The organism is Mammaliicoccus sp. J-M41 (assembly GCF_022385935.1).
Taxonomy (GTDB): Bacteria; Bacillota; Bacilli; order Staphylococcales; family Staphylococcaceae; genus Mammaliicoccus; species Mammaliicoccus sciuri_A.
Window position 1 is genome coordinate 13,218 of sequence record NZ_JAJNIR010000031.1, and the last position, 15,743, is coordinate 28,960.

General features: G+C 31.7%; 17 protein-coding genes. 5 read left to right on the forward strand and 12 right to left on the reverse strand.

Annotation, left to right across the window (positions count from 1 at the left end; genetic code table 11):
- Positions 1-201 precede the first annotated feature (201 nt).
- Positions 202-543 (forward strand): hypothetical protein, encoded by a 342-nt coding sequence (locus LQ686_RS10875; protein ID WP_025906054.1) that lies wholly within the window; start codon positions 202-204, stop codon positions 541-543.
- Between the two features lie 130 nt (positions 544-673).
- Here the strand turns inward: LQ686_RS10875 and LQ686_RS10880 are convergent, their stop codons facing one another.
- The gene (locus LQ686_RS10880) at positions 674-1,252 is read right to left on the reverse strand and encodes a GNAT family N-acetyltransferase (protein ID WP_025906056.1); all 579 of its coding nucleotides are present in this window, start codon (positions 1,250-1,252) and stop codon (positions 674-676) included.
- A gap of 137 nt (positions 1,253-1,389) precedes the next feature.
- Between LQ686_RS10880 and LQ686_RS10885 the strand changes: the two genes are divergently transcribed.
- Together LQ686_RS10885 and LQ686_RS10890 are read left to right on the forward strand one after the other, a co-directional pair.
- A complete protein-coding gene (locus LQ686_RS10885) occupies positions 1,390-2,139 on the forward strand; it encodes a MerR family transcriptional regulator (protein WP_239733323.1) in 750 nt (249 codons plus the stop codon).
- 97 nt (positions 2,140-2,236) lie between these two features.
- Positions 2,237-2,755 carry a histidine phosphatase family protein gene (locus tag LQ686_RS10890; RefSeq protein ID WP_119594489.1) on the forward strand — a complete coding sequence of 173 codons (519 nt, stop codon included), beginning with the start codon at positions 2,237-2,239 and terminating at the stop codon, positions 2,753-2,755.
- Positions 2,756-2,919: 164 nt separating this feature from the next.
- On the opposite strand, the gene LQ686_RS10895 is transcribed toward LQ686_RS10890, so the two are convergent.
- The 11 genes from LQ686_RS10895 to LQ686_RS10945 form a co-directional block, all read right to left on the reverse strand.
- Positions 2,920-4,179 (reverse strand): aminoacyltransferase, encoded by a 1,260-nt coding sequence (locus LQ686_RS10895; RefSeq protein WP_049318918.1) that lies wholly within the window; start codon positions 4,177-4,179, stop codon positions 2,920-2,922.
- Positions 4,180-4,211: 32 nt separating this feature from the next.
- A complete protein-coding gene (locus LQ686_RS10900) occupies positions 4,212-5,465 on the reverse strand; it encodes an aminoacyltransferase (protein WP_103361009.1) in 1,254 nt (417 codons plus the stop codon).
- A 145-nt stretch (positions 5,466-5,610) separates the two neighbouring features.
- A complete protein-coding gene (locus tag LQ686_RS10905) occupies positions 5,611-6,270 on the reverse strand; it encodes a type 1 glutamine amidotransferase domain-containing protein (protein ID WP_037587994.1) in 660 nt (219 codons plus the stop codon).
- Positions 6,271-6,350: 80 nt separating this feature from the next.
- A complete protein-coding gene (trpA, locus tag LQ686_RS10910) occupies positions 6,351-7,082 on the reverse strand; it encodes a tryptophan synthase subunit alpha (protein ID WP_103361008.1) in 732 nt (243 codons plus the stop codon).
- Positions 7,075-8,292, reverse strand: coding sequence for a tryptophan synthase subunit beta (gene trpB, locus LQ686_RS10915; RefSeq protein WP_103361024.1), 1,218 nt, complete (start codon positions 8,290-8,292; stop codon positions 7,075-7,077). The genes trpA and trpB overlap by 8 nt, the downstream gene beginning before the upstream one ends.
- 5 nt (positions 8,293-8,297) lie before the next feature.
- Positions 8,298-8,915 (reverse strand): phosphoribosylanthranilate isomerase, encoded by a 618-nt coding sequence (locus LQ686_RS10920; protein ID WP_103361007.1) that lies wholly within the window; start codon positions 8,913-8,915, stop codon positions 8,298-8,300.
- Positions 8,905-9,699, reverse strand: coding sequence for an indole-3-glycerol phosphate synthase TrpC (gene trpC, locus LQ686_RS10925; protein WP_239733325.1), 795 nt, complete (start codon positions 9,697-9,699; stop codon positions 8,905-8,907). The genes LQ686_RS10920 and trpC overlap by 11 nt, the downstream gene beginning before the upstream one ends.
- Complete coding sequence (gene trpD / locus LQ686_RS10930; RefSeq protein WP_103361005.1) at positions 9,683-10,699, reverse strand: anthranilate phosphoribosyltransferase; 1,017 nt, start codon at positions 10,697-10,699, stop codon at positions 9,683-9,685. Before trpD ends, trpC begins: the two co-directional genes overlap by 17 nt.
- The gene (locus LQ686_RS10935; RefSeq protein ID WP_103361004.1) at positions 10,665-11,261 is read right to left on the reverse strand and encodes an anthranilate synthase component II; all 597 of its coding nucleotides are present in this window, start codon (positions 11,259-11,261) and stop codon (positions 10,665-10,667) included. The genes trpD and LQ686_RS10935 overlap by 35 nt, the downstream gene beginning before the upstream one ends.
- Positions 11,258-12,661: an anthranilate synthase component I gene (locus LQ686_RS10940; RefSeq protein WP_103361003.1), complete on the reverse strand. Its 1,404-nt coding sequence runs from the start codon at positions 12,659-12,661 to the stop codon at positions 11,258-11,260. The genes LQ686_RS10935 and LQ686_RS10940 overlap by 4 nt, the downstream gene beginning before the upstream one ends.
- Positions 12,662-13,166: 505 nt before the next feature.
- On the reverse strand, positions 13,167-14,213 hold the full coding sequence (locus LQ686_RS10945) for a M42 family metallopeptidase (protein WP_107565507.1): 1,047 nt from the start codon (positions 14,211-14,213) through the stop codon (positions 13,167-13,169).
- A gap of 113 nt (positions 14,214-14,326) precedes the next feature.
- Here LQ686_RS10945 and LQ686_RS10950 point away from each other — a divergent pair, with 113 nt between their 5' ends.
- Both LQ686_RS10950 and LQ686_RS14370 read left to right on the forward strand, forming a co-directional pair.
- Positions 14,327-15,418 carry a prephenate dehydrogenase gene (locus LQ686_RS10950; RefSeq protein ID WP_103361001.1) on the forward strand — a complete coding sequence of 364 codons (1,092 nt, stop codon included), beginning with the start codon at positions 14,327-14,329 and terminating at the stop codon, positions 15,416-15,418.
- Positions 15,419-15,594: 176 nt separating this feature from the next.
- Positions 15,595-15,743: transposase (locus LQ686_RS14370; protein WP_481817096.1), on the forward strand; the 149-nt coding region annotated here is incomplete at its 3' end.

Consider the following 15,743-nt stretch of genomic DNA (forward strand, 5'->3'; position numbering starts at 1 on the left):
GTCATATGATACAACGCACTATTCGAACAATTTATCTTAGACATTCTGGTCACATTTGTGCGCTAATGTCCGTAAAATTTAAACAAAATTGCAAATGTACAATTAAATTTATATAAATAAATCAAATTTCTATCTATATCGTAATTAAACATAAATAAAAGGGGTATAGACCAGTACAACTAGATAAAGGAGGCGTGCATCTTGAATATATTTGATTTCCCAAACTACTTATGGATTTCATTTGTCGTCGTTATTGTTTTTTCTGTATTATCATCATTAATACTTAAAAAACACGTCATCAGTGCAATTTTGACATTTGTCGTATTAGGTATGATCGCATTTATATTACCTAATTTTTATGATATTACATACGAACCATTATTAGGCTATGCCGCATTTATGGCAATCGTAAGTTTATTTGTATGCTTATTAACATGGTACTTAATGAGAAAGAATCAAAAAAGATTAGCTGAAAAACATAGTCAAGATGAAACAATAGAAGATGGACGTCAATTTAATGAATTAAAAAGACGTAATAAATAGGGAAACGACTAAGATATAGAACTATCTTAGTCGTTTTTTGATTGATTAGTCGGGCGTTATGAGCACTTTTGCCCAAACTTGCAAATAACGACTGAGATATTTCTATATATCCCAGTCGCTTTTTCTTTCTTTATTTAAAATATACAGGTGTCGTGATTGCATAGAGTGCTTCGTTAATAATACTTTGTTGGTCTGCGCTTAAATCTGAGTTCTTTAATGTTCCTTCTCGTTCATATCCACATCTTTCAATGGTGTTAATACTTCTTGTATTTTTAACATCTATGTATGCTTCTATTCTTACAAAGCCATGGTTTTCTATAACATGTTGTGTAATATATTGAATAGCTTCTGTTATATAACCTTTGCCTAAACCTGAATTGACTGCCCAATAGCCAATTTCACATGATGGTAATCTTAAATCGATATCTTGAAGGACAACTGATCCTACAAATTGCATCGTATCTTTTTCAAAGATAAAATATCTAAAATATTCTTTGTTATACTGTGGGTCAGTTGATTTATTAAGAAAATCAGTCACTTTATATTCATCGAATTGATAATTGAAGAATGCTACCCAATCTTTTAACGTATCTACTGAGTTCAGCATTTCGTCCTTTATTGTCTCTTTGTATGAAAAAACTTGTTCTCCAGCTAGTAGTATTAAACGAGATGTTTCTAATTTTAATTCAAGTTGTATCTCTTTATTCATTATAAAACTCCTGACATACGTGATATTCTAAATGTATTATAACATGTACGAAATTGACTTTATTTATTTTTTTGATTATATGGTTGACTCTAACGTAACGTAAGACTTTATAGTAGGGTTATGAGGAGGTTAAGTAAATGGAAATGACTGTTAAAGAAATTGCTCAATTAGTCGGTATAAGTGTGCGCACGCTTCACCATTATGATGAAATTAATTTACTGAATCCGTCTAATGTATCATCATCTGGTTATAGATTGTATTCAGACGAGAATGTAGACAGATTACAGCAAATTTTATTTTTTAAAGAGCTTGATTTTCCTCTAAAAAAGATAAAAGAAATTCTTGATGATCCTTCGTTTGATAAAGAAGAAGCATTAAATATGCATAAAAAGATGCTCATCAATAAAAGAACAAGAATTGATCAAATGATTCAAACGATAGATCAAACGACGAAACATATGAAAGGAGAAATTAATATGACGAATGAAGATAAATTTATAGGTTTTGAGTTTAATCAGAATGAATATGAAGCTGAAGCTCGTGAAAAGTGGGGGAATAAAACTGTAGATAAAGCGAACAATCGCATTAATAGTTGGTCTAAAGAAGAAAAAGTTTCAAAAGAAGAAGAAATGAATAACATCTTTAGAGCATTTGCAGCAAACAGAAATGAATCTCCAGACTCAGAAATCGCTCAATCAATCGTACAAAGATGGTACACATATTTAATTTCTAATATTGATTGCGAGTATAGTTTAGAAGCGTTTGGTAGTATCGGTGATATGTATGTAAGTGATGAAAGATTCACTAAAAATATTAATAAATTTGGTGACGGTACTGCACAATTTGCTAGTAAAGCAATTGCAAGTTATGTCAAAATGAATCAATAGCATAAACTACTATAAATCGTATTTATTTCGATTTATAGTAGTTTTTATTTATCATGATGTATGATATGCTTTCTTAAAATCAATTTGGAGTGATTGAATGATTTATGTATTAAGACATTGCAAAGCTACTGGACAAGAATTTGATGCTGCTTTAACGACAGATGGCATTAAGTCAGCACAACAATTAGTACCTGTATTAGCTAAACTCAATATTGACCATATATATGTCAGTGAAATGAATCGTACTTATGAATCAATTAAACCATATTTAACAAATTACAAAACACCGTTAACTTATGATAGCCGTTTAAATGAGCGCATTTTAATTGACTTACCAATAGATAATTGGCTAACTGAGCTTAAAATGACTTTCAGTGACTTTCATTATCGTATACATAATGGCGAAACAAGTTTAGAAGCTCAACAGCGAATTTTAGAAGTATTTAAGTCGATACCAGTAAATGAACATGCATTAATCGTGACACATGGAAACATCATGTCATTATTACTAAATCATTTCGACAAACAATTTGGCTTTGATGAATGGAAAGCTTTAAAGAATCCAGATCTATATGCAATTGATGAAGCGTTACAAGTTAAACATATAACAACATAAATTAGTTAGGTATATATGTAGAATAGGCGTCCCCTAAGACAATATACTTAACTTCCTATAATATATATTATGTAAACTAATTGATAGAAGAAATATGATATGTGCCGCTAACCCCATATTTAACACAAAAAAAAGCTGAAATATGAATTTCAGCCTTTTTTTGATTACTTTTTAATTTTAGATCGTACTTTTTGGATTACATTGTGTAAGAAATATTTTTTCTTATTGATTGGTTTATAGAAATCTCCGATTAATTCTTCGATTTGAACGTTAAATCCTCGTTTAAATCGGTATACACCGTAATCTTCGCTATCTTCAGTGAAATCTCCTGATAATCCGTAGAAATTGTATCTATCGAATCCATTTTCGAAACAATAATTAATCATATGCCAATGCATCATATATGGTCCCATAAAGTGATTGTATTTTTCACTTGAGCCACCTGAGAAATAATTGATTTCATATGCATTTTCAAAGAATACACCTGAAGCTAAGTTTAAGATTTCGCCATCTGTTTTAATAAGTTCGCTTGTTTCTAATAATTCTTTCTGTGCATGGTCGATTAAACGATCTGTTTCAGCAATTTTCTTTAATTGTTTTTCAGATTTGTTTTCTTTCGCCATCATTTGATCGCGTTTTGTTTCTAATTCATTTAAATTCTCTTGAGTTGATTGAATATATTCGTTTAAATCGATATATGCTAATGGTACTAATGCTTTAGAACCATATGTATCGATAAAGTTTAAGAAATATTCATCTGTCTTAGAAATAAAGCCAGCTCTTTCTTCTGTTTCTCTATATAATTTAAAGAATATATCTAATTCATCGCGTTCTAAGAAACGTACTTTAACACCGTAATTATGCGCTTTATTGACGTTACGTTTTCTTTGGCTGTCGAATCCTTTTTTAACTTCTGCTAATGTTTTATCTTTTAAGTTCAAGACACCCATCCATCTTACTTGGCTTGATGGATCATATTTAGTCGTAAAGCCGTGATGATCATAGCCTAGTGATTTAATCAGATCAACGATTTGGTCATTAGCGCCATCTTCTTTAATTTGTTTAATATCTTTATCGTATATATTGTAAATCCAGTATGGATCGACTTTAACATATAGACATTGATGCTGTTTTAAGTACTTTTCAAGTGCTTTGAAGTAATATGTCACTAAATCTAGATTGCTATAATCCATTACCGGACCACGATTTGAATAATACACATAACTACCTAATGTTGGTATTTTAGAGAATAAACTTGCTGCAACGACTTGATTATTCTCATCTTTAACACCTAATAATACAACTTGAAAACCATCATTTTCTCTCGTCTTGATGTTTTCTTTTACTTGAAAGTAGTGACTTTCGTATCGACTATCAGATACGAACTCATCATATTCAGTAACCGTTAATTCTGTAAATTTCATATTATCTAAATTCCTCTCTTACTGAAAATCATTTATTTTTTTAATACTTTTTTTAGTGTTGTATACGCTTTGTACGCTGGTTTATTAATTGGTTTAACGAAATCACCAATATATTCATAAACATCTGCATTGTAACCTTTTTTAAATTTAATAACGCCAACATCAGGTGCATCTTCTGAGAAGTCTCCGCTAATACCATAGAAGTTATAACGGTCAATATTGTGATCTAAAGCGTATTTAATCATTTCCCACTGAATTGCATAACTACCTGCAAAGTGACGATATTCATTTGATGAACCACCTGCATAGTATACAACTTCAAATGGATTAATAATGAAGAAACCTGCTGCTATTGGTAATGTATCTCCATGTTCTTGTTGTAATTGACGTGCTTCTTCTAATTTAGCTTCATTTGCTTCTCTTTGCTGTTTTAAATTGTCTATTTTATTAATTGTCTTTTGATTATCTGGTTTCTTTTCTAAATCTTTTTCAGCTTTCGCAATATCTTTGTTGTATTGTTCATGGTCTTTTTCTAATTGTGGAATGTAAGTTTCAAAGTCTATATAAGCTAAAGGAATCTTTACATTTTCAAAGTATTTTAATCTGTTGTAATAGAAGTCATCGCCACGATCGTTGAAATCTTTCTTCTCTGTTGTATCTTCCATAAATTGACGGAATATCGGCATTTCATCTTTAGATAAGTAACGTACTTTAACACCATTTTTTTGAACTTTTTTAGTATTTCTTTTTCTCAAACTATCCATGTTCTTGATGAGCGTCTTTTCGTCCATACCTTCTAAATCAAGTACAGAATGCCATCTAATTTGATGTATTGGGTGGAAACCAGTTGTGAAGCCTTGATGTTCATAGCCTAATGATTCAAATTGTTTAATTAAACCATCACGGTTGAATGATTTTTTAATATTGCCATCATGATCTCTTAATTGATATGGCAAGTAAGGATCGATTCTAAAGAATAATCCCTTATAACTTTTTAAATAGCTCACGATTTCTTTAAAGAAAAAGTCAACAAGTTCTTTGTTGTCATAATCCATTACTGGTCCTCTATTTGAGTAAAAGTAATTAAACATCTTCATAACTGGTACACTTGTTAACAGACACGCAGCTAATACTTCACCTTGATTATCTTTGACCCCTACTAAATGTGTTGAAGTGCCTTCAGATGTTTTTAATTCATAATTACCTACTGCTTGTGTAAAATGCGCGTACGGCATTTTATTTGTAAAAGCTTCAAATTCACCAGTTGTTAAATTTGTAAATTTCATTTATACAATACTCCCAATCTCATTTTTATGTATTTGTTACAATTATACAATATTTTGTCTTTATTCTAAAATAATACTCATTACTATACCATTATTTCATAAATAAAAACCTACCAAATGGCAGGTTTTTATTTATATTGCTTAACTATTTTAATACATTTACAAATTTTTCGGCAACCTCTTCACTAGAATTCGGATTTTGTCCTGTGACAAATTTACCGTCTGCAACTGTATGCGATTCAAAGTCAGCACCTTTAACGAATCGAGCACCTTGCTTTTCAAGTTGTGTTTGTAGCAAGAATGGTACATCATTTTCTAAATTCATTGCTTTTTCTTCACTATCAGTAAAAGCAGTTAATTTAACACCATCCACTAAATAGTTCCCATTTGGAAGCTTAGCGCCAACAAATGCACTTGGACCGTGGCAAACTGCACCAATCACCTTATCGTTATTTCTATAATATGCTAGCATATCTTCCAAGTCTTCATTATTTGGGAAGTCAAATACTGTTCCATGACCACCAGGTAAGAATATGCCATCATAACTCTCAAACACGATGTCTCTAATACTATATGTTTGTTGTAACTTTTCTAATACGTCATGATATTCTTTCGCTTCGTCATTTTGAGTTGAATTTGGATCTATCGGAACACTGCCACCTTTTACAGATGCAATATCCACTTCTAATCCATTTTTAATAAATACTTTATAAGGAATTGCTGCTTCTTCTAGCCATAACCCAGTTGGTTTTCCATCTTTAAATTGAGATGCATTTGTAACAACTATGAGAACTTTTTTGCTCATTAGAAACACTCCTTTTCATTTGTTAATGTCGATTATACATGAAGTGTGTTTCTTTTTCTTCTATTAAGGGTTATGCTTTTTTAATCTTCATCTAAAGCTTTTCTAATACTTTGTAAATATGCTTGAGTTTGTTCTATTGAATCATTCTTTAATCTTTTAACAATTTCACTACCAATCACAATGCCGTCACTAAATGACTTTATTTCTTTAGCATGTTCTTCAGTTCTAATACCAAATCCACAAACAACTGGTACATTAGCATGTTGTTGTATAAATTTAATTTTATCTTTTAAAGATTCGTGGAAACCTCTGCCATCACCAGTCGTCGCATTCATTGTAACTGTGTAAATAAATCCTTCTGCATGCTCAGCTATTTGCTTAATTCGTTCATCACTAGAAGTCATCGCAATTAAAGAAATTAATTTAATGTTTTTAGGCTGTAAATGCTTTTTAAATCTTTGTCCAAGTTCAAATGGTAAATCTGGAATGATTAAACCGTAAACATTTGCTTCAGCAATTCGTTCTATAAAAGAGTCGACACCATAAGCATCAATTAAATTATAATAAGTCATAAATAAGTATGGCGTATTGATTTCATCTTTATGTTCAATCAGTTGATCAATAATTTTATTAACAGACATACCTTGTTTAATGGCTTCTTGTCCAGCTGCCATAATTGTTGGACCATCAGCTACAGGATCTGAGAAAGGTAAACCAATTTCTATATAATCTGCGCCATTTTCGTCCATAAGTTTGACTGAATCTATAAAACCTTTGTTCCCCATGACATATGGTATAAATAATTTATGCATGATGATCCCCCTTCTCTTGCATATACTTTCTAATTGTTTCCATGTCTTTATCTCCTCTACCAGAAACCGTCACAACAATAATTTCATCTTTATCCATTGTTGGCGCTAATTTCTCTACGTAACTCAATGCATGCGCACTTTCAATAGCTGGAATAATACCTTCTAATTGTGTAAATTTAATTAGCGCATCCATCGCTTCAGTATCACTTGCATTCGGATATTGAACACGACCAATATTGTTATAATAACTATGTTCTGGACCTACGCCTGGATAATCTAATCCTGCTGAAATTGAATGCGCAAGTTCGACTTGTCCATTTTCATCTTGAATTAAATACATTCTAGAACCATGTAACACGCCTGGTTTCCCTTTTTCAATAGCTAAAGCGTGTTTAGTAGTATCTACACCTTCACCAGCAGCTTCAACGCCGTATAATTTAACAGACTCATCATTTACAAATGGATAGAATGTACCAATTGCATTTGAACCGCCACCAATACATGCAACGACTGCATCTGGTAATCGAGATTCTTTCTCTAATATTTGTTTCTTAATTTCTTTACCAATCACACTTTGTAAATCTCTTACAATTGTTGGGAATGGATGTGGTCCTAGCGCTGATCCAAGTAAATAATGTGTATCTTCAACATGTGAAACCCAATATTGTAATGCTTTATTTACTGCATCTGATAGCGTACCTTGTCCGTCTGTGACAGGTACAACTTTAGCGCCTAACAATTCCATTCTGAACACATTTAATGCTTGTCTTTCAATATCTTCTTCACCCATAAATACGATAAGTTCCATATCAAACAGTGCTGCAATTGTTGCACTTGCCACACCATGTTGACCGGCTCCAGTTTCAGCAACGAGCTTTCTTTTACCCATTTTTTTTGCGATAAGTGCTTGTCCTAATGCGTTATTAATTTTGTGAGCACCAGTATGATTTAAATCTTCTCTTTTTAAGTATATTTTTGCGCCGCCAAGTGCTTCTGTATAACGCTCAGCATATGTTAAAGGTGTTTCTCTACCTACATAATCTTTTAAATAAGCATTTAATGTTTTATGAAATTCCGGATCGTTTTTTAATTGTTGATACGTATCGTTTAATTCTTGTATAGCTGGCATTAATGTTTCTGGTACATATTGGCCACCAAATTCACCGAAAAATCCTAATTCATCTGCTTCTAATTGTATATTTTTATTCAATTCAATCATTCCTTTACATATGTTAGTAATGCTTTAATTTTCTCTTTATCTTTGTGTCCGTTCGTTTCAATTCCACTTGATATGTCATAACCATTATGATTAAAGTTTAATGATTCGATTTGTTTAATTTTATCTATATTAATACCACCAGCAATTAAATACGGAATATTGTTTAATGCATTTAATATGGACCAGTCATAAGATACCCCAGTACCACCATAATCTTTTGAAGGCGTGTCAATTAAAAATAAATCTACTTCATTTTTAAAAGCTTCTATATTAGTAAGTAATTGATCATTAGCTGGTAAAGCTTTATAAATTTTAATATGTGGATACTTTTCTTTAACCTCTTGTATAAATGATACAGATTCATCACCATGAAATTGAAGTGTATTAATAGAAGTTTCTCGATTAAGTTCATCAATTTCTACCATCGTTAAATTCACAACGACAGCTACGATATCAATCGTTTGGGGAATATCTTTACTTAATGACTTTATTTCTTCAACAGATACATATCGTTTACTTTTTGGATACGTGATAAATCCAATTGCATCGACATGATTCAATACAGCTGTTTCGATAGCTTCTTTATCTTGAAAGCCACAACATTTAATAAACATGTTGCTCACCTTGTTTTTCTAGTCGTAAACTTGGTAAAAATTCATCTAAGTTTGGATGTTTCATTAATGATTCCCCAATTAGTGCGCCATCAATACCACTACCGATAATACTTTTCACATCATCTAAAGTACGAATACCACTTTCAGAAATGTATGTCACACCTGGTTTAATTTGTGTTAAGATCTCATTTGTATGTTTAACGTCTGTGACAAATCTTTTTAAGTCACGATTATTAACGCCAATTAACAGTGCACCAATTTCATGTGCAATATCGAGTTCTTCTTTATCATGCACTTCGACAAGTACTTCTAAACCTTTTTCTGTCGCATATGCGTATAAAGTTTCGAGTTCTTCTTTTGATAAAATATTCACGATTAATAATACGATAGAGGCACCAACATGATGTGCTAAGTCAATTTGTCTTTTATCAATCATAAAATCTTTACATAATACAGGTAATGTCGTCTTAGTTGTTAAACTTTGTAACCTTTCGTAACTACCGTCGAAATATTTTTCATCCGTTAATATAGATATAGCAGATGCACCGTATTGTTCATATAATTTAATTTGAGTAGCCATATCTCGTTTCGGAATATCTGATACTGTAGGACTTTTTGCTTTTAATTCAGCAATAATATTTAATTTATTATCATACTGTGTACGACTTAAGAAAGATGTTTTATGTTCTACATCGACTTTCTCCAATGTGTTTAATTTTTGTTCATAATATTGATTATTTAGTAATGTTTTTTTATATTCTACAATCTCATCCAATATTGTCATAAACTTTGCCTCCTACAGCTTCTAATATATTTAATGCATGTTTATCATCTATTAAAGACTCTGCTAACGTAATACCCTCTTTGATAGAGTCTACTTTTTGACCAGCATATAACGCTAAAGCAGCATTTAATACAACGACATCTCTTTTAGGGCCATGATCTTGTCCTGTTAAAATATCTAAAGTAATGACTTTGTTTTCTTCAGGTGTTCCACCTTTTAATGATTCGTTAGGCGCTGATTGTAATCCGTAGTCTTCAGCATTTACAGTATAATGTTTAATGCCTTCATCTTGAGATACTTCATATATAATGTTGTCACCAGATAAAGTAGCCTCGTCCATTCCACCTGCACCATGCACGATAATGGCACGTTTTCTTCCTAATTTATAAATAGCTTCAGCAATAATTTTAAGTTTCGTTTCATCATAAACGCCCATCACTTGATAATCTAAATGATATGGATGAATCATTGGTCCAAGTAAATTAAATGTTGTTGGTGTTGGTATTGATTTACGAACAGGTTGGACAGTTTTCATAATCGGGTATGTTTCAGTTGCACTTAAAAATGCTAAATTTGTTGCATTCACTTTTTCTGTCGCATCTTTAATAGGTGTTGTTTGAATATTTAAAGCAGATAAGATATCAATGCTACCTGTTTTAGATGTAATACTTTTATTACCATGTTTCAAAACTTTTAAGCCAGCTGCCGCAACGACAAATGAAGCGGTTGTTGAAATATTAAAGCTGCCAGAATGGTCACCACCTGTGCCACAAACACAAATACTATCTTCTAAATAAGGTCTTTCTTTATATGTTGTTTCGATTAAACTTTGACTTAAGTTCGATAATTCATCTGATGTTTCACCTTTCATACTTAATGCCACTAAATGTGCAACCTTTAATGATACATCTGCTTGTTCATCCATCATTAAATCTACAAATGATTTCATTTCTTGTTGCGATAAATCATGATACTGAATGAGTTGTTTTAATGTGTTCATAATTTGCACCTTCCCTTGTTATGTCGATAAAAGCTTTTACAATTTCATTTCCATGATCTGAAGCAAATGATTCAGGATGAAATTGTATCCCAAAATGTGGTTTTACTTTATGTTCGAATGATTGTATGGAATCTTTCGTTCTTCCTGTAATTTTTAACGTGTTCGGAAATGTTTTTTCATCACTAATTAATGAGTGATATCTCATAATATTAAAATGCTGCTCGCATTCTTGATACAATTTAGAAGTTTCGATAATATCAATTTGATCTACTTTACCGTGTTTAACTTCTTTCCCGACGACAACTTCTCCACCGTAATATGTTGTTAAAGCTTGAGCACCTAAACAAATACCTAATATCGGTTTATCTTTATATGCTTCTATTAAATTTTTTAAGTCTTCTGTATCATCAGGATGACCAGGTCCTGGAGATATAACTAATCCATCAATATTTAAATTGAACGGTGCCTCATCCGGATGATAGATCACGACATCATCATGTTGCTTAATTAAATCTACTAAGTTATATGTGAATGAATCATAATTATCAATTACTAATATCATGGTGTAACCTCCAATAAACTTTTTGCTTTGATCATCGTTTCTTTTAATTCTTTTTGTGGGTTTGAATCATATACAACACCGCAGCCAGCTTCTACATTTACATATTCGTTATCTACAACCATTGTTCTAATTGTTAAAGCAAAATCTAAATCATGGGTGCAATTAATATAGCCAACACCTCCAGCGTATATCCCGCGTTTTCTTTTTCTGCTTTCATAAATTCTTGTGATTGCTCTCGTCTTAGGTGCACCAGATACTGTTCCTGCTGGTAATAAAGCTGTAATCATTTGAAGCGGTGTAATGTCTGGTCTAATTTTACCTTCGACGATTGAGACGATATGCATAACATGTTCAAATCTTTCAACAGTCATTAACTTAGGCATATATACTGAACCTGTTTGAGCAATCATATTTAAATCATTTCTTCCAAGATCGACAAGCATACGATGTTCAGCTAATTCTTTTTCATCTGTAATCAGTGCAATTTCATTTTGTTTATCTTCTTCTTCTGTTTGACCTCTTTTGTTTGTACCTGCTATCGGGTTCGTTGTAATGATGTCACCTTGTTTCTTAATGAAACTTTCTGGTGAAGATCCGATGATAGTTCTTTCTTCATCGTCAATGTAATACATATATGGACTTGGGTTTTGTCTTTTTAAATTTTTATATATTTGAAGCTTCAATGTATCTTTATGTTGTTCGTTAAAGTAATGTTTATATTTATAAATTCTTGAAGGTACGACTTGGAACATATCACCTTTACTAATAAGCGATTTATAATATTCGACTTCTTGCATGAAATCTTCTTCACTTATATTTGTTTCAAGTTCACCTCTTAATGTATGATCAATTTTATTTTGAAATAGTGAAATATCTTTTAATGTTTCAACCATTTTATTGAGCTCATGTTCAACTTGTGTTTCTGTATTCTGACTAAAAAGATTAGATGTGATAACAAACAATTCTTCTTTAAAATGATCAAATACGTATACAGATTCAACGAGATTAAATGAAGCGTCTGGGATATCTGATTTCAATTCAATTTGTTTAAGTAATTTATTTTGATACCTAATTAAATCGAAACTACAGTACCCGATCATGCCAGACACAAATGGTAAATGTGTTAAAGCTTCTGGAACTTCATCAACTTTCATATCATTGATGAAATCCTCTAATGCTTCATATGGACGTTCATTTATAAGTTGTTCATCTTCATTTATGAATATTTGTAAATAATTATCATATAAATTCACTTTTCCAACTGCATCAAATGCTACAATTGAAAATCTACCTTTCATTTGATCTGTACTGGCACTTTCTAAAATCATTTTCTTACGATTTATTTGTCCTAAAGTTTCTGGGGTAATATCAGCATTTAACTTTTTAAATTTAATAATCATCTTAATCCTCCTTAATAAAAAACCGCGCATAAACATCCTAATTAAACAGGACGCTTATGCGCGGTACCACCTTCATTAATAAGTCTAGAACTTATTCACTCATTAAATATTCAATTATTTCTACATGGTCCCCATTTCTAAATTAAACTGTGTTAGTTTACATCAACCACTAACTTTCTGATTGCTACAGGCTTTAATTTATACTTATGACCACTGATTTAGGTATACAAAAAGACACCACAGTATACGCTATCTGTAAGGACGCGTTACCGTGGTGCCACCTTAGTTAACATTGAATTTCATGTTCACTCTAAATTTCATTTAATTGATAATTTGAAAGCCCAATTCTCTCTATGTGTGTAGTGCTAATTTACATCAACCATTAGCTTTCTATTTGCTACTATCAACACGAGATACTCATCTTTCAAATTCCGAATGATTTCTTCGGATTAATTAAATATCACTATACGAGAATAAATTTTAAATGTCAACCCTTAAATTCTGATTAGTTTTTAATTTCTGATAAACAATATGCTCTTAATAACTTTTCACTTTCAAGAATTGAATCTTCATGTGTGCGTTCTAAAGCGTGTGAAGATTCAATACCTGCACCGAATAATCCATGTCTAATATCAGCGCCTGCATGTAAAGCAGCAGAAGCATCAGAACAATAATAAGGATATATATCTAATTTATATTGAATATCATTTTCTTTACATAAATTGACTAAATGATTTCTTAAACCTACATGATATGGACCTGAAGCATCTTTTACACAAATAGATACTGTGTATTCATCAGAAGCTTGCCCATCTCCTAATGCACCCATATCAAATGCGATAAATTCTACAACTTTATCTGAAATACTTGAATTTGCACCATATCCAATTTCTTCATTGTTTGATATATAAAATTGTGTCGTATGTGGTAATTCGACATTTTCTTCTTTAAGATATTTTAAAAATTGTAATATCATCGCAACACTTGCTTTATCATCAAGGTGACGAGATTTAACAAATCCTGATTCTGTATGCACAAATCTTGGATCGAAGCTCACAGCATCTCCAATTTCAATACCTAATGCTCTTGTATCTTCAGGATTAAATGTTTTTTCATCTAATCTGACTTCCATATGTTCGGCATTTCGTGGAATTTCAGTATTATTTTTATAAACATGGACACTTGTTTCATGTAAACAAATGGTACCTGTTATTTCTTTTCCACTTTGCGTAGTGATGGTACAAAATTCCCCTTCAATCGCATTCCAACTAAATCCCCCTATTAAATCTAATTGCAATCTACCATCTTCTTTAATATCTTTAACAATTGCACCTAATGTGTCTACGTGTGCTGTAATCAGTCGTTGTGCATCTTCATTTTTTCCTGGTACGTTGATAAATAATCCACCTTTGTGTGTTACACTCGTATCATAATTTAATGACTCAGCAACTTTTCTACAATATTCAACTGCTGGATCAGCAAATCCCGATGGACTATTAATGTATACAAGTTCTTTAATTGTATCGATCGTTTCTTTTACGTTAATTGTCATATTACCACTCCTTATACATTTATTATCATTCTATACTTTTAAAAAAATAAATCAATAACACTTGCTTTCACACGCTAACTTGCTTTAAACTATTAAAGTATTGGAGGGATTTTATGCAACACGTATTTATAGTTGGACTAGGATTAATTGGTGGGAGTTTAATACAAAATATTAAATTTTATCATCCCAATTTACATATAACAGGTTACGATTATTTTGAAAAACATTCAGAAATCGCATTATCTATGAAAATTATAGATGAAATCGCAACAGACTTTGATTCTAGTGCTCGTCAAGCAGATTTAATTATATTAGCCACACCCGTACAACAATCAATCGAATACGGTAAGCGATTATTAGAGATTGATACTAAACCAGGATTAATCGTTACCGATACAGGTAGTACGAAATTAGGATTAAGTTCACTAGAATCACAATTATTAGAACAAGATATTCATTTAATCGGTGGACATCCAATGGCAGGTAGTCATAAGTCAGGTGTCACAAATTCTAAAAAACATTTATTCGAGAATGCTTATTATGTATTGATATATGATCAAGCGATAAATGAAGCGGCTTATAGTGAAGTCAAACATTTGCTAGAACCGACTAAAGCAAAATTCATCAAAATGTCAGCAAAAGAACATGACTATGTAACAGGTGTCGTCAGTCATTTTCCACATGTCATCGCATCAAGTTTAATTCATATGAACGAAGAAAATACACAAATTTCAGAATATGTCAGATTGTTAGCAGCAGGCGGTTTCCGTGACATCACACGTATCGCGAGCAGTAATGCTGATATGTGGCGCGACATCACATTAGAAAATAAAGAACATCTTGTCACACTTATGGAAAATTGGATTGAACAAATGACACATACGAAAGAAATGATTGAAGAAGGAAATCCAGCATTAATTCATGATTTTTATCAATCAGCCAAAACATATAGAGACCAACTCCCTATAAAAGAGCAAGGTGCCCTAACTTCAACATTCGATTTATATGTTGATATCCCAGATAAACCCGGTATGATCAGTGAAGTAACAAGAATACTCGGACAAAATCACATATCAATAACAAATATCCGAATATTAGAAGTAAGAGAAGATATTATGGGTGCATTAAGGTTAAGCTTCAAATCAAGCACAGATAGAGATAGCGCAATCGAAGCCTTACAATCATTTGATACGTATACATTGTAATATTGAATATCGAGATTAGGAAAAAAAGCCAAGAGATTTAAGGTCTCTTGGCTTTGTTTTGATTTGAGTAAATGATTGTGGATGACCTCTTGGCTCAAATTGAGCATTAAGCCATGCCTGATGTGAACCCAAATATTTGACCTAAACAAATCAAATTATTGGGGGGCATTCTTATGATGAAAAAATATGATTTTAAATTCAAAATAAAACTTGTAAAAGAATATTTAGAAGGAAATCAAAGTTATAGAACAATTGCTTTAAAATATGGTGTTTCAAGTTGGTCTGTCATTCGGATTTGGGTCAATCAATATAAAGAGTTTGGAGA

Bases quoted from the DNA above. Each gene is read 5' to 3' on its own strand.
- LQ686_RS10880 (WP_025906056.1), bottom strand. From the start codon at position 1,252: ATGAATAAAGAGATACAACTTGAATTAAAATTAGAAACATCTCGTTTA.
- LQ686_RS10885 (WP_239733323.1), top strand. From the start codon at position 1,390: ATGGAAATGACTGTTAAAGAAATTGCTCAATTAGTCGGTATAAGTGTG.
- LQ686_RS10890 (WP_119594489.1), top strand. From the start codon at position 2,237: ATGATTTATGTATTAAGACATTGCAAAGCTACTGGACAAGAATTTGAT.
- LQ686_RS10895 (WP_049318918.1), bottom strand. From the start codon at position 4,179: ATGAAATTTACAGAATTAACGGTTACTGAATATGATGAGTTCGTATCT.
- LQ686_RS10900 (WP_103361009.1), bottom strand. From the start codon at position 5,465: ATGAAATTTACAAATTTAACAACTGGTGAATTTGAAGCTTTTACAAAT.
- LQ686_RS10905 (WP_037587994.1), bottom strand. From the start codon at position 6,270: ATGAGCAAAAAAGTTCTCATAGTTGTTACAAATGCATCTCAATTTAAA.
- trpA (WP_103361008.1), bottom strand. From the start codon at position 7,082: ATGCATAAATTATTTATACCATATGTCATGGGGAACAAAGGTTTTATA.
- LQ686_RS10920 (WP_103361007.1), bottom strand. From the start codon at position 8,915: ATGTTTATTAAATGTTGTGGCTTTCAAGATAAAGAAGCTATCGAAACA.
- trpC (WP_239733325.1), bottom strand. From the start codon at position 9,699: ATGACAATATTGGATGAGATTGTAGAATATAAAAAAACATTACTAAAT.
- trpD (WP_103361005.1), bottom strand. From the start codon at position 10,699: ATGAACACATTAAAACAACTCATTCAGTATCATGATTTATCGCAACAA.
- LQ686_RS10935 (WP_103361004.1), bottom strand. From the start codon at position 11,261: ATGATATTAGTAATTGATAATTATGATTCATTCACATATAACTTAGTA.
- LQ686_RS10940 (WP_103361003.1), bottom strand. From the start codon at position 12,661: ATGATTATTAAATTTAAAAAGTTAAATGCTGATATTACCCCAGAAACT.
- LQ686_RS10945 (WP_107565507.1), bottom strand. From the start codon at position 14,213: ATGACAATTAACGTAAAAGAAACGATCGATACAATTAAAGAACTTGTA.
- LQ686_RS10950 (WP_103361001.1), top strand. From the start codon at position 14,327: ATGCAACACGTATTTATAGTTGGACTAGGATTAATTGGTGGGAGTTTA.